This window comes from Bradyrhizobium sp. SBR1B, from assembly GCF_014198205.1.
Lineage (GTDB): Bacteria > Pseudomonadota > Alphaproteobacteria > Rhizobiales > Xanthobacteraceae > Bradyrhizobium.
Genome location: NZ_JACIHC010000030.1, coordinates 16,264 through 30,140, shown reverse-complemented (window position 1 = coordinate 30,140; position 13,877 = coordinate 16,264). Strand labels below are relative to the sequence as shown.

Below are 13,877 nucleotides of genomic sequence, written 5' to 3'. Positions count from 1 at the left end.
GCAGCATGCCGGCCGTGCACATGCCGGGAGATGCATGACCAGCAAGCGCCTTTGCTTCGAGCCGGGTCACAAGCCCAAATGCCTCGTCGTCGTCGACGACACCGCCGAATGGGATCGCGCGGTCTACTATGCCAGCCGCTGGGCGATCCGCGCCGGCGGCGGCGTAGTGATGCTGCGCATCATCGAACCCGAACAGCAGAGCCAGGAATGGCTGGGGGTCGCCGACATCATGCGCGCCGAAGCGCAGGAAGCGGCGGAGGCCGCGCTCGACCGTGCCGCCGGCCGCGCCAACGGCATCGCCGCAATCACCCCGGAGCGGGTAATCCGCGAGGGTGTGCCGATGGAGCAACTGCTGGCAGTGATCGACGAGGACCCTGATATCGCCATGCTGGTGCTCGCCGCCAATCCGGGCGCGGAAGGGCCTGGCCCCCTGGTCGCGCTGCTGGCCCACGCGGTCGGAACCTTCCCGATTCCCGTGACCATCATTTCCGGCGCGCTCAGCGACCAGAGCGTGGATTCGCTATCGTAGGCTGCTGCTCTTCTTGCCCTCCCCTGGAGGGGGAAGGTCGCTACGCATGCAGCGAAGCGGAATGCATAGCGGGGTGGGGTGACGGTCTGTCCACCTCGCACACTGCCCGTGTTGAGAGATCACCCCACCCCGCTCGCGCTGCGCGCGATCGACCCTCCCCCTCCAGGGGAGGGTAAAGCGAAGCCAACCCTCTGAAATTCATAGACTAATATCTCACATCCCCTTGATCGTGCGTTCTCCGTCGCCATCTGCTAGTGGATAGAGCACGCGCCGGCCTTGAACCGGCGACGTCTGGAGAAAACCATGTTCATTCAAACCGAAGCCACCCCCAATCCCGCCACGCTGAAGTTCATTCCGGGCCGCGTCGTGGTCGACGGCAGCCCGATGGAATTTGCGAGCCGCGAAGCCGCCGCCCGCTCGCCGCTGGCCGAAAAGCTGTTCGAGGTGCCCGGCGTCACCGGCGTGTTCTACGGATCGGACTTCATCACCGTGACCAAGGCGAACGGTGAATGGCAGCAGCTCAAGCCCGCGATCCTCGGCGCCATCATGGAGCACTATATGTCCGGCGCGCCGCTGCTCGCCGGAGGCGAAGCGCACAGCGATACCGATCTCGACGACGAGGACGAGTTCTTCGACGAGGCCGATGCCGAAACGGTCGACATGATCAAGGACCTGATCGAGACCCGCGTGCGGCCGGCGGTGGCCAATGACGGCGGCGACATCACCTTCCGCGGCTTCAAGGACGGCATCGTCTATCTCAACATGAAGGGCGCCTGCTCCGGCTGCCCGTCATCGACCGCGACCCTCCAGCACGGCATCCAGAACCTGCTGAAGCACTTCGTGCCCGACGTGCTCGAAGTCCGGCCGATGTAAGCGCGGCATCGTAGGTGCCGTAGGGTGGGCAAAGCGAAGCGTGCCCACCATTTCCGCCATAAGATAAAGGTGGTGGGCACGGCGCAAGTGCGCCTTTGCCCACCCTACGAAGTAAGTCATATCGGAGGCCTGCAAATCGTGCGTGACGAATGGCGTATCGGTGCCTGGTTCGCTAGACTATTCGCCATTCACCACTCGCCATTCGCTTGTCCATGCTGATCCTCGCCATCGATACCGCGCTCGACGCCTGCTCCGTCGCCGTACTCGACACCGAAACGGCCGAGCTCGTTGCGCAGGAGCAGCTTCTGATGAAGCGCGGTCACGCTGAGGCGCTGATGCCGATGATCGCGCGCGTCATGCAATCGGCCAATCTCGCCTTCACCTCGCTCGACCGCATCGCGGTCACTATCGGCCCCGGAAGCTTCACCGGCCTGCGCGTCGGCATTTCGGCGGCGCGCGGCCTTGCGCTTGCGGCCGAGCGGCCGGCGATCGGCCTGACCACCTTGTCGGCCTATGCCGCCGCCATCGTCGGCCAGAGCAAATCGGCACCCGTGATCTCTGCAATCGACGCGCGGCACGACCATGTCTATTTCCAGATCGTCGCCGGCGACGGCAGCCAGCTGGTGCGGCCGAGCGTCGCTCCCATCGACGAGGCGATCGCGGCCTCGCAATTCGGCGCGCCGCATCTGGTCGGCAATGCAGCAAACATCCTCGCCGACCGCTGGCCGAAGGATGTCCCGCAGCCGGTCGCGGTCGACGCGCAGCCTGCGCCCGATATCGGCTGGGTCGCATGGCTCGGCGCTGCCGCCGATCCCGCGACGAATCCGGCGCGGCCGTTCTATCTGAAGGCGCCCGATGCCAAGCCGGCGGCACAGCCGCCATTTGCAGCACAAGCCGCGACCCCATGATGAGATGGCTGTCGGAATGGTGGCGCGGCGGCACCGCCGCCGTCGAGCCCGCATCCGTGCGTGACGCCGCTCAGCTGGCGCAGCTTCATGGCGCCTCCTTCGCGCGCGGCTGGGGCGAGGGCGAATTCGAGAGCATGCTCAGTGAGCGCAACACGCTGGTGCACCGGTTGCGCCTCGGCCGCAGGACCGTCGGATTCGCGGTGTCGCGGATCGGGGCGGATGAAGCGGAAATCCTCTCGATCGCGGTGGACGAGGCCTATCGCGGCCGCGGTCTCTCCCGCACGCTGCTGATGACCCATCTCGGCCACCTCGCGGGGCGCGGCGTGCGCACAATATTTCTCGAAGTTGAGGAAAATAACCAGCCGGCGCGGCGGCTCTACGAGAGGGCCGGATTCGTGGTGGTCGGGCGCCGCGAACGCTACTATAAGCAGCCGAACGGGGAACAATTGAACGCCCTTCTGATGCGACGTGACTTGTCGTAACATTGGTGGCAGAAAGCGCCCCCGCCAGGCAGACAAACTATGACCGCACTGAAACCTTCTTCCGCGTCCAAGGCGTCCGGCATCGAGGCGCGCTGTGCCGCCACCGGCATGCGCATGACCGAGCAGCGCCGTGTCATCGCCCGCGTGCTCGCGGAGGCGATCGATCATCCCGATGTTGAGGAACTGTACCGGCGCTGCGTTGCCGTCGACGACAAGATCTCGATCTCGACCGTGTATCGCACCGTCAAGCTGTTCGAGGATGCCGGCATCATCGAGCGCCATGATTTCCGCGAGGGCCGCGCGCGCTACGAGCAGATGCGCGACAGCCATCACGATCACCTCATCAATCTGCGCGACGGCAAGGTGATCGAGTTCACCTCCGAGGAGATCGAGAAGCTGCAGGCGGAAATCGCCCGCAAGCTCGGCTACCGGCTGGTCGATCACCGGCTCGAGCTCTATTGCGTCCCGCTCGACGACGACAAGCCGACGTCTTGAGTGGCATGATCTCCGCGCAAACGCGTTTCGCGTTTGTCGCGCGGGAAAACCGCTACACACTTTTCCGGATCATGCCTTAGTGCCGATAGACCTCATCATCTTCGATTGCGACGGTGTACTCGTGGACAGCGAGGTGATCTCCTGTCGCGCCCATGCCGACGTGCTGACGCGGCACGGCTATCCGATCACCTCGGAGCAGGTGTTCGAACGTTTCCTCGGCCGCTCAACGCGGCAGGCCAATCTGGAGATCGAGACCGAGCTTGGCCGCAAGCTGCCCGAGGCCTATCACGGCGATCTGCAGGACGAGCTGTTCCGCTCGTTCGAGGCCGACCTCGAGGCGATCCGCGGCATTCGCGATGTGCTTGATGTCGTCACGCAAGCCGTCTGCGTCGCCTCTAGCGGCTCGCACCAGCGCATGCGCGTCAGCCTGGGAAGCACCGGCCTCTACGAACGTCTCGCGCCAAATATCTTCTCGGCCTCGCAGGTGAAGAACGGCAAGCCGGCGCCGGACCTGTTCCTGTTCGCGGCGAACGAAATGGGCCTGCCGCCCGAACGGTGTGTCGTGATCGAGGACAGCCTGGCCGGAATTGCCGGCGCCCGGGCCGCCGGCATGACGGTGTTCGGCTTTTACGGGGGCAGCCACTGCGGGGAGGGCCATGCCGAGACCCTGCGTCAGGCCGGCGCTGACTTGACCTTTGCCGACATGCATCAATTGCCGGAGTTGGTCCGGCGGGTCGGCGCGGATGTCCTGGCGGGCTGAGGGGCTTCTTCCCGGTCATTCCGGAGCACGCGCGGAGGCGTGAACCCGGAATCTCGCCCAAAACCTCCCGGATTCCGGGTTCGCGACTGCGTCGCGCCCCGGAATGACGGCTCAAGAGGCTCCATTCGCTGGATTTTCGTCCCTCCAACCTATATTTGAAGGCCGTTCTCCACCTCCATTCCAGGTTCCATGACGCCGCCGCGCAAGCTGCACATCAAATCATATGGCTGCCAGATGAACGTCTACGATGCCCAGCGCATGGTGGACACGCTGGCTCCGGAAGGATTCGTGGAGACGGCCAGCGCTGAAGACGCCGACCTCGTCATCCTCAACACCTGCCACATCCGCGAGAAGGCGTCCGAAAAGGTCTATTCGGAGCTGGGCCGATTGCGTGTCGCCAAGGACGAGGCTGCGCGCGGCGGGCGAGCCATGCAGATCGCGGTTGCCGGCTGCGTCGCGCAGGCCGAGGGCGAGGAGATCGTGCGCCGCGCGCCTGTCGTGGATGTCGTGGTCGGACCGCAGAGCTATCATCACCTGCCGGAGCTGCTGAAGCGCGCCGGCAACGAAGGCCGCGCGATCGAGACCGAGTTTCCGGCCCAGGACAAGTTCGGCTTCCTGGCTCAACCCAAGCCCGACGCGATCCGGGCGCGCGGCATTTCCGCTTTCGTCACGGTGCAGGAAGGTTGCGACAAGTTCTGCACCTTCTGCGTCGTGCCCTACACGCGCGGCTCGGAAGTCTCGCGCCCTGTCGCCAAGATCGTCGACGATGTGAAGCGGCTCGCCGACAACGGCGTGCGCGAGCTGACGCTGATCGGGCAGAACGTCAACGCCTATCATGGCGAGGGACCAGACGGGAAAACCTGGCCGCTCGGCAGGCTGCTCGAGCATCTGGCGACAATTCCCGGCATCGCGCGGCTGCGCTATTCGACCAGCCACCCCCGCGACGTCGACGACAGCCTGATTGCCGCCCATCGCGATCTCGGTGCCCTGATGCCGTTCGTGCACCTGCCGGTGCAATCGGGTTCGGACCGCATTCTGGCGGCCATGAACCGGAAACATACCGCCGATGATTATCGGCGGGTCATCGACCGTTTCCGCGCCGCGCGCCAAGACATTGCTTTTTCATCAGATTTTATCGTGGGTTTCCCCGGCGAGGACGAGCAAGATTTTCTCGCCACCCTCGCGCTTGTCACGCAAATCGGCTACGCTGCGGCTTATTCGTTCAAATACTCCGCCCGGCCGGGAACGCCGGCCGCGGACATGCAGGAGACGGTGTCCCCCGCCGAGATGGACCAGCGATTGGAGCGGCTCCAGGAACTGATCGACAGCCAGCAATCGGCCTTCAACAAGGCCGCGATTGGCTCAACGGTCGACGTGCTGTTCGAGCGTCCGGCGCGCAAGGACGGCCAGATCGTCGGCCGCACCGCATTCCTGCAGCCCGCCCATGTGATGGCCTCGCCCGACATCATCGGACACATCCTGCCTGTCAGGATCGACAGCCTCGAACGCTACAGCTTTCTCGGTGAGCTCGTGACGCCGCGTGGGGCGCGCGAGCCCGCTTTATCGCCAGCCATCGGAGCCTGAACCCTTGCCAAAAAGCGCATCGGATTCGTCTTCTCTCGCTCCCAGCCGTAAATTTGACCGCGACATGCAAGTTCCGCCCGAGACCCAGGTCGTCATCGACTTCGACGACAACCGCGCCGCTTCCGCGCTGGTCGGCCCCTACGGCCAGCATCTGGCGCAGATCGAGCGGCGGCTCGGCGTCGTCGTCGATTCCAAGGGCAACCACATCACGATCGGCGGCACGCGCGACGGCTGCGACGCCGCACGCCGCGTGCTGGAGATGCTCTACGCGCAGGCCGTGAAGGGGCAGGATCTGGACCAGGGCGAGGTCGAGGGCGCGATCCGCGCGGTCATCGCCCAAGGCTCGCTGTTCGAGTTCGACGCCAAATCGGCCAAAGGGGCGACCTTCGACAGCATCAATCTGCGCAAGCGTCCGGTGCGCGCGCGCACCGCCGCCCAGGACTCCTATATCCGCGCGCTGAAGCGCCACGAGCTCGTGTTCGGCATCGGCCCGGCCGGCACCGGCAAGACCTGGCTCGCGGTCGCACATGCCGCGCAGCTGTTCGAGCGCAAGGAGGTCGACAAGATCATCCTGTCGCGGCCGGCGGTGGAAGCCGGCGAGCGGCTCGGCTTCCTGCCCGGTGATCTCCGCGAGAAGGTCGATCCTTATCTCCGCCCGATCTACGACGCGCTCTACGACCTCATGGATGCGCGCATCGTCGAGCGCGCACTCCAGACCGGCGAGATCGAGATCGCGCCGCTCGCCTTCATGCGCGGCCGCACCCTCACCAACGCCGCCATCATCCTGGACGAGGCGCAGAACACCACGTCGATGCAGATGAAGATGTTTTTGACGCGCCTCGGCGAGAACAGCCGCATGATCGTGACCGGCGATCCCTCGCAGATCGACCTGCCGAACGGCCAGACCTCGGGCCTGGCCGAAGCGACCCGCCTCCTGGGCGGCGTCGAGGGCATTGCCCAGGTTCATTTCAAAGCCGAGGACGTGATCCGCCACGAACTCGTGGCGCGAATCGTTGCCGCTTACGAAGGCTCGCCGCAGCGGCCGGCCGCCGGCAAATCCTGACGAGGCAACAGCCGGACCCAGAGGACGCGGATGAAGGCGCCTCATCGTTCCGAACAAAGACAATGTCACATCCGAACCTTCCCATGACTGAGGTCCTCGTCGTCGCCGATTGCTGGCAGCGCGAGCCCGATTCCGAAGCCGTGATCCAGCGCGCGGTTGCGGCCGCCGCCGAGAGTGTCGACGAAGACGTCGCCGACGCGGAAGTGGCGGTGATGCTGACCGATGATGCCGGCATCCGCACCCTCAACAGCAACTGGCGCGGCATCGACAAGCCGACCAACGTGCTGTCGTTTCCCGCACTCCAGCCGGAGGGCGAGTGGAAGCCGGGCGATGCGCCGCGCATGCTCGGCGATATCGCGATCGCCTACGAGACCATGCGGCGCGAGGCGGACGAGGAACACAAGCCGTTCGACCACCATTTGAGCCATCTCGCGGTGCACGGCTTCCTGCACCTGATCGGCTACGATCACGAGAACGACAGCGACGCCGCGGAGATGGAAGCCCTGGAGACGCAGATCCTGGCTCACCTTGGAATTCCCGATCCCTATGCAGACCGCGCAGGGACGCACTGAGATGCCGGACTCCGACCCGATTCAGGACAATCCACGCCACACGGCCAATCTGCCGGCCGTGGTGACCCAGGGCGAGGTGATGCGCCCGACCGCCGATGGCTGGCTCCTGCGCGCCATCCGCACGCTGTTCGGCTGGAAGGCGGGATCGGTGCGCGACGACCTCCAGGTCGTGCTCGATGCGACCACGCCCGACGACACCGGCTTCTCGGCGGTCGAGCGCACCATGCTGCGCAACATCCTCGGTCTGCACGAGCGCCGCATCGCCGACGTCATGGTCCATCGCGCCGACGTCGTCGCGGTGAAGCGCGACATCCCGCTCGGCGAGTTGATGGACCGCTTCGAGAGCGCCGGCCATTCGCGCCTCGTGGTCTACAACGAGACGCTGGACGATCCCGTCGGCATCGTCCACATCCGCGACTTGCTCGCCTTTATGACCGCGCGTGCGCGCGTGCCGGAAGCCACCAAGACCAAGCGCAAGAAGCCGCTGCCGGCCGGGCTCGACCTCCGCGCCGTCGATCTCGCGCTGCCACTCGAGGAAGCGCGCATCATCCGCAAGCTGCTCTACGTGCCGCCGTCGATGCGGGCGATCGACCTGCTCGCGCAGATGCAGGCCACGCGCATTCACCTCGCGCTGGTGGTCGACGAATATGGCGGCAGCGACGGGCTGGTTTCGCTCGAGGACATCGTCGAGCAGATCGTCGGCGAGATCGACGACGAGCACGACAGCGACGAGCCGCCCTCGATCGTGCGGCTGCCCGACAATGCCTTCATCGCCGACGCCCGCGCCAGCCTCGACGACGTCCGCTCGGTGATCGGCGAGGATTTCGTCACCGGCGAGGCCGGCGAGGAAGTGGAGACGCTGGGCGGCTATCTCGTCAGCTTCGTCGGGCGCCTGCCGGTGCGCGGCGAGGTAATCTCGGGTCCCGGCAATTACGAGATCGAGGTGCTCGATGCCGATCCGCGCCGCGTCAAGCGGCTGCGCATCTCGACGCGGAAGGAGCGTCCCGCGCCGCGCACCCAGCGCGAGAGCCGGCGCCGCGAGGCTGCGCCGGACAGCGGTCCATCGCCGGCCAATGACACGCCCAGCCCGCCGCCAAGCGACGGGACCGGCCAACAGTGAGCCCGTTCCAGCGACTTCGGCAGATTGCGCTTGCCATCATTCTCGCCTGGGGATGGAAACGCGCCGTCATCGCCATGGGGTGCGGAGCGCTGTCCGTGCTGGCGCTGGCGCCGTTCAACCTCTTCCCGGTGCTGTTCATCACCTTCCCGGTGCTGGTCTGGCTGATCGACGGCGCCGGCGCCGGACGCTATCGCGGCGTCCCCGCCGCGGCGCTGACCGGCTACTGGTTCGGACTCGGCTATTTCGTCCCCGGCCTCTACTGGATCGGCTACGCCTTCTTCGTCGAGGCCGACGTATTCGCCTGGCTGACGCCGTTCGCCGTGCTCGGCCTACCGGCCTATCTGTCCATCTTCACGGCGATCGGCTTTGCGCTGGCGCGCCTGCTCTGGACCAAGAACGCGACGCGCGTGCTTGCACTTGCGGCAAGCCTCACCGTCAGCGAATGGCTGCGCGGCCACCTGCTGACCGGCTTTCCCTGGAACGCGTTCGGCTATGCGCTGTCCGAGCCGCTGCCGCTAGCGCAGACGGCCTCGCTGGTCGGCCTGTGGGGCATGACGTTCCTGACGGTTGCGATCTTCGCGAGCCCCGCGACGCTGATCGACCGCACGCCCGATCGCCGCCTGGCGTGGCGGGCGCCGGCGGCTGCAATCGCGCTCCTGCTTGTCATGAGCATCTTCGGCGCGATCCGCCTGTCGCTGCATCCGACCACGATGGTCTCAGGCGCCAAGCTGCGCCTGATGCAGCCGAACCTGCAGCAGGACGCCAAATTCAATTACGCCGCCAAGTCGGAGGTGATGAAAAAATATTTGGCGCTGTCGGACCGCGCCTCCGGCCCGCAATCGACCGGCGTGCGCGATGCCACCATCCTGATCTGGCCGGAATCCGCATTTCCGTTCTTCCTGACCCGGGAAGCCGACGCGATGGCACAGATCGCCGATCTTCTGCCCAAGGGCACGGTGCTGATCACGGGGTCGGTCCGCGCGCCCGACCTGCCGCGCGGCACGCCGATCACGCGTGCCTATAATTCGATCTACGTCATCGATCACGACGGCAGCGTGCTCGCAGTGTACGACAAGTTGCATTTGGTGCCGTTCGGAGAATTTCTTCCCTACCAGGCACTGATGGAGAAGCTCGGTTTCGAGCAACTGACGCGTGTGCGCGGCGGCTTCATTCCCGGCACGGTGCGGCATGCGCTGCAGGTGCCCGGCGCGCCGCCCGCGCTACCGCTGATCTGTTACGAGGCAATCTTTCCCGGCGAGGTGGCTGGACGCAACGAACGTCCGGGCTGGATCGTGAACCTCACCAATGACGGTTGGTTCGGCATCTCGACCGGCCCCTATCAGCATCTGGAGCAGTCGCGCATGCGCGCGATCGAGCTGGGATTGCCGCTGGTCCGCTCTGCCAATACCGGTATCTCTGCGGTGATCGATCCAATGGGCCGCACCGTCGCCAGCCTCGGTCTCGGCATCGAAGGCATTTTGGATGCAAGCCTGCCTGCCGCGATATCACCGACCGTCTATGCGCGGGTTGGCGATGTGCCGCCCGCCATGCTCGTCGCGCTGGCCGTGATTCTAGCGGTCCGCCGACGTGTCACCAAGCGGAAGGCCTGATCGCGCCGTCGCCGCGGAGGCGGCCGGAAACTTTTGACAACCGTAGTCCCACGGTTGACAGACTGCACATGGGCTCCCCATTCTGCACCGGCTGCAAAAGACAGTGGGCATTGCTAAATTTCTCCGCAATGTTTCCCAATAAGAGGGTCTGATTTGACGATGCTTGCACCTGAGGCACTCCAGTTGATTGCGCTGAAGGTGGTGTTTGGAGGGCTGAGGAAATGTCGAAAGCGCCCAACCCTGTTGACAAATATGTCGGCAGTCGCGTGCGTATGCGCCGCATCATGTTGGGCATGAGCCAGGAAAAGCTCGGTGAAGCTTTGGGCCTGACTTTCCAGCAGATCCAGAAATACGAGAAGGGCACGAACCGGGTCGGTGCGAGCCGCATCCAGCAGATCGCCGAAATTCTCCAGGTGCCGGTGTCGTTCCTGTTCGAGGGCGGCCCGAGCGGCGTGCCGGGTCCGGATGGCTTCAGCGAAGGCGCCTCGCCTTCCTATGTGTCGGACTTTCTCGCGACGTCCGAAGGACTTGCACTGACCAAGGCGTTCACGCGAATTACCGATTCGAAGATGCGCCGCTCGATCGTCGATCTCGTCGAGCAGATTGCGGCTCGCGAAGGTCCCGACAAGCGCTGATCGCCAGCTCAATGGCGATTTGAGACGGCGTCAAATCTGGCCTATGTCGTCATTTGTGGCCGCGCTTTGATGCGCGTCCGCTTCGATGATGCGATTCAAAGGCACAGATGCGTCCATGGCCAGCTCCAATTGGTTCGATTCCCAAACTATTCTCGATGGCATCCGCCGCTGGGTGGAGGTCGAGACGCCGACGGAAGCGCCCGAGCAGGTCAACAGGCTGATCTCAATGGTCGCGGAGCAATACCGCGATCTGCCTGTCACGCTCGAACGCGTCGCCGGCGTCGATGGTTGCGGCGATCATCTCATGGCGCGCTCGAATTGGGGGCAGGACCGGCCGGGCATCCTGGTGCTGAGCCATCTCGATACCGTCCATCCCATGGGATTCATCGAACGTCTGCCGTTCAAGGTCGAAGGCGACGTCGCGTACGGTCCCGGCATCTACGACATGAAGGGCGGCGCCTACATCGCCCATCACGCGTTTGCCGCGCTGTGTGCCACAGCCGATCGCTCGCCGCTCGGCATCACGCATTTGTTCACCTCCGACGAGGAGATCGGAAGTCCCACCTCGCGCGCACTCATCGAGACGGAAGGGCGCAAGGCCAAATACGTGCTGGTGACGGAGCCGGCGCGCGACGGCGGCAAGATCGTCACCGGGCGCAAGGGCGTCGGACGCTTCAAGGTGTTCATCAAGGGCGTGCCCGCGCATGCCGGCTCGCGGCCGGAAGACGGCCGCAGCGCCGTGCGCGAGCTTGGCAACGTCATCCTCGCCCTGGAAGGGATGAACGACCTGACACGCGGCGTGAGCGTCAATGTCGGCGTGGTGCGTGGCGGCACGCGCCCCAACGTCACGCCGGAAGCGGCCTATGCCGAGGTCGATCTGCGCGTGCTGAGCCTCAAGGACGCCGAGGAGTTCGTCGGCAAGATCCTTGGGCTGACGTCGAAGACCGACGGCGTCACCGTCACCGTCACCGGCGAGCTCAACCGTCCGCCCTACGAAAAGAGCAACGCAGGCGCCTCGCTGTACGAGCACGCGAAGACACTCGCCGGCGAGATCGGCTTCGATCTGGTCGACACCCACACCGGCGGCGGCTCGGACGGCAATTTCACCGCGGCCCATACCGCAACGCTCGACGGCCTCGGCGTCGACGGCAAGGGCGCGCACACTCACTATGAGCAGCTCCATATCTCGTCGCTCGCGCCGCGCGCGCGGCTGCTCCACCGCCTGTACCAGACGCTGCGATGAGCGAGCGCAAATCGGAGCCCGGTCGCGATGACAGCGAGCGCGCGTTCTTCGGACGCCGCAAGGGGCACAAGCTCAGGCAGCATCAGGCCGAGCTGATCGGTCAACTGCTGCCGCATCTGGCGCTCGACATCGACGGCGAGGCGCCGGCGGATGCAAGCGAGATCTTCGGCTCCGCGACCGAAGACGTGCGGCTCGAGATCGGCTTCGGCGGCGGCGAGCATCTCGCGGCCGAGGCCCAGAGCTTCGCCACGACAGGCTTCATCGGCTGCGAGCCCTATGTCAACGGCATGGCCAAGATCCTCGCGCAGATCGAGGCCGCCAACATCGGCAACATCCGCCTGTTCGCGGGCGATGCCGCCGAGCTGCTGGCCTGGCTGCCCAAGGCATCGCTGTCGCGGATCGACCTGATCCATCCCGATCCCTGGCCGAAGCGGCGGCACTGGAAACGGCGCTTCGTCCAGGACAGGACGATCGCCGCGATGGCGCGCGTGCTGAAGCCGAACGGCGAATTCCGCTTCGTCTGCGACATCGACGATTACTGCGCCTGGACGCTGTCGCATCTTGCGCGTTCGCAGGATTTCGTCTGGCTGGCCGAACGCTCCGACGATTTCAGGCAGCCGTGGGCGGGCTACACCATGACGCGCTACGGCCGGAAGGCCGCGCGCGAAGGACGGAAGGCTGCGTATTTGCGGTTCAGACGACTCTAGATCGTCTGCCGGTTGCGCCAGAAATTGACGACGCGCTCGGCGGTCGTCGGCATCAGGCGCGTGAAGTTCACGCGCGCGGCCTCGATATCGGCATCGGCCGGCGTGCGATGCGGACCGTACCAGAGCAGGATGAGCGCGCGCACCGTGGGCCAGCCGAGATTCAGCACGCGGCCGAGAATGAGGATCGGGTCGTAGCGGTCGCCTGCGATCAGGCGGTCGAGCACAGAGAGGCGAACGCCGGACATCGCCGAAAGCGAGGCGATCGATTCCTCGTATTTGTTCGCCTTGGCGAAGCCGAGCAGTGCGCTCTCGCCGAGATGGCCCTCGCGATGCAGGTTGAGCACCGTGCGCTGGGCTGCGGAGAAATCGCGCCGCGGTCCCGGCGGCAGCGCGGCCTCCTCGATGGCCACCATCGCGCGCTTGATCTCGACCTGGCGCGCGGGATTGACCACGCTGGAGAGCCGGCGGCGGATGACGTCGAGCGTGCCGTCGAGAAGCTGTTTCAGGTTCTCGCCCGAGAGATCACGACGCTGGCCGATCTTGAGCGTCAGCACACCGTCCTGCGCCGCACGCTTGATCAGCTCGGAATAGCTGCCAGGCGAGAACACCGCACCGGCATTGCCCGCGGCGCGGCGCACCACGTCGCGATCGCCGCGCTCCACCAGCACGTCGGTGATGACGGGAGACAAAGCCGGGCGCTCCGTCATCGCAAGCAAATGTCCCTGGCCCTTCAACCGCGCAATCTCGACGAGCGCGGCATCATCGAGCACGGGCGAGCGGCGCAGCACGGGGCCGGCCACCATGATCTCGTTCTCGCGCGCGAGTTGATTGACCAGATGCGGCGGCGCGTTGTTCAGGTGCGAGAAGCGCTCGGCGAGGTCGACGCGCGAGGCAAGCTCCGCATGCGGGACGAGATCGATCAGGAGGTTGTCGAAGAGATCGATGAGCTCGGGCCGAAGATTGGCGGAATCCTGGAAGAACAGCTCGGAGATGGCGCGCGCGATTTCGCCGCGTCGCCGCGGATCGACGCGTTTGACGATATCGTCCAGTCCGGGAATGAGCGACGTGGCAACGGTCATGAAAACGCAACTCGTAGGGGGCACGCCGCGGGCGCGCCCTTGGTCCAAGCCGCCCCACAATCAGGGAATTTAGCCCCCCGAGGTGAAGGAAGCGTTAGGCCCGGGGCGCCGCGAATCGGGCGCAAAAAGCCCCGTCTGGCCCGCGATGGGCCTTGTCCGGGAGGACAGAAAGCGCTATATCAGCGCCAATTCATCTTCTCATACGATCCGCGTAGTG

General features: G+C 65.4%; 15 protein-coding genes. 14 read left to right on the top strand and 1 reads right to left on the bottom strand.

The window, feature by feature from the left end; all coding sequences use genetic code 11:
* The first annotated feature begins 34 nt into the window (after window positions 1-34).
* From GGD61_RS37545 to trmB, 14 genes are all read left to right on the top strand, one after another.
* Entirely contained in the window at window positions 35-529 is a 495-nt protein-coding gene (locus GGD61_RS37545; protein ID WP_026202179.1) for a universal stress protein, read from the top strand.
* Window positions 530-832: 303 nt separating this feature from the next.
* Window positions 833-1,402 (top strand): NifU family protein, encoded by a 570-nt coding sequence (locus GGD61_RS37540; RefSeq protein WP_183232242.1) that lies wholly within the window; start codon window positions 833-835, stop codon window positions 1,400-1,402.
* A 212-nt stretch (window positions 1,403-1,614) separates the two neighbouring features.
* On the top strand, window positions 1,615-2,310 hold the full coding sequence (gene tsaB / locus GGD61_RS37535) for a tRNA (adenosine(37)-N6)-threonylcarbamoyltransferase complex dimerization subunit type 1 TsaB (protein WP_183232246.1): 696 nt from the start codon (window positions 1,615-1,617) through the stop codon (window positions 2,308-2,310).
* Entirely contained in the window at window positions 2,307-2,792 is a 486-nt protein-coding gene (rimI, locus tag GGD61_RS37530) for a ribosomal protein S18-alanine N-acetyltransferase (protein ID WP_018319431.1), read from the top strand. Before tsaB ends, rimI begins: the two co-directional genes overlap by 4 nt.
* Before the next feature lie 39 nt (window positions 2,793-2,831).
* Window positions 2,832-3,287, top strand: coding sequence for a Fur family transcriptional regulator (locus tag GGD61_RS37525; RefSeq protein ID WP_018319430.1), 456 nt, complete (start codon window positions 2,832-2,834; stop codon window positions 3,285-3,287).
* A 79-nt stretch (window positions 3,288-3,366) separates the two neighbouring features.
* Entirely contained in the window at window positions 3,367-4,047 is a 681-nt protein-coding gene (locus tag GGD61_RS37520; protein WP_092251493.1) for an HAD family hydrolase, read from the top strand.
* Window positions 4,048-4,236: 189 nt separating this feature from the next.
* Window positions 4,237-5,631 carry a tRNA (N6-isopentenyl adenosine(37)-C2)-methylthiotransferase MiaB gene (gene miaB / locus GGD61_RS37515; RefSeq protein WP_183232241.1) on the top strand — a complete coding sequence of 465 codons (1,395 nt, stop codon included), beginning with the start codon at window positions 4,237-4,239 and terminating at the stop codon, window positions 5,629-5,631.
* Window positions 5,632-5,695: 64 nt separating this feature from the next.
* Window positions 5,696-6,694 carry a PhoH family protein gene (locus tag GGD61_RS37510; protein ID WP_018319427.1) on the top strand — a complete coding sequence of 333 codons (999 nt, stop codon included), beginning with the start codon at window positions 5,696-5,698 and terminating at the stop codon, window positions 6,692-6,694.
* A gap of 83 nt (window positions 6,695-6,777) precedes the next feature.
* A complete protein-coding gene (gene ybeY / locus GGD61_RS37505) occupies window positions 6,778-7,266 on the top strand; it encodes an rRNA maturation RNase YbeY (RefSeq protein ID WP_246786149.1) in 489 nt (162 codons plus the stop codon).
* A 1-nt stretch (window position 7,267) separates the two neighbouring features.
* Window positions 7,268-8,386, top strand: coding sequence for a hemolysin family protein (locus GGD61_RS37500; protein WP_246786148.1), 1,119 nt, complete (start codon window positions 7,268-7,270; stop codon window positions 8,384-8,386).
* Window positions 8,383-9,996 carry an apolipoprotein N-acyltransferase gene (lnt, locus tag GGD61_RS37495; RefSeq protein ID WP_183232238.1) on the top strand — a complete coding sequence of 538 codons (1,614 nt, stop codon included), beginning with the start codon at window positions 8,383-8,385 and terminating at the stop codon, window positions 9,994-9,996. The genes GGD61_RS37500 and lnt overlap by 4 nt, the downstream gene beginning before the upstream one ends.
* A 221-nt stretch (window positions 9,997-10,217) precedes the next feature.
* The gene (locus GGD61_RS37490) at window positions 10,218-10,631 is read left to right on the top strand and encodes a helix-turn-helix domain-containing protein (RefSeq protein WP_018319423.1); all 414 of its coding nucleotides are present in this window, start codon (window positions 10,218-10,220) and stop codon (window positions 10,629-10,631) included.
* Window positions 10,632-10,716: 85 nt separating this feature from the next.
* A complete protein-coding gene (locus tag GGD61_RS37485) occupies window positions 10,717-11,874 on the top strand; it encodes a M20 family metallopeptidase (protein WP_183232237.1) in 1,158 nt (385 codons plus the stop codon).
* Window positions 11,871-12,581, top strand: coding sequence for a tRNA (guanosine(46)-N7)-methyltransferase TrmB (gene trmB, locus GGD61_RS37480; RefSeq protein ID WP_092251482.1), 711 nt, complete (start codon window positions 11,871-11,873; stop codon window positions 12,579-12,581). Before GGD61_RS37485 ends, trmB begins: the two co-directional genes overlap by 4 nt.
* Here trmB and GGD61_RS37475 read toward each other — a convergent pair.
* Complete coding sequence (locus GGD61_RS37475) at window positions 12,578-13,660, bottom strand: DUF2336 domain-containing protein (protein ID WP_183232236.1); 1,083 nt, start codon at window positions 13,658-13,660, stop codon at window positions 12,578-12,580. The genes trmB and GGD61_RS37475 overlap by 4 nt on opposite strands.
* Window positions 13,661-13,877 lie beyond the last annotated feature (217 nt).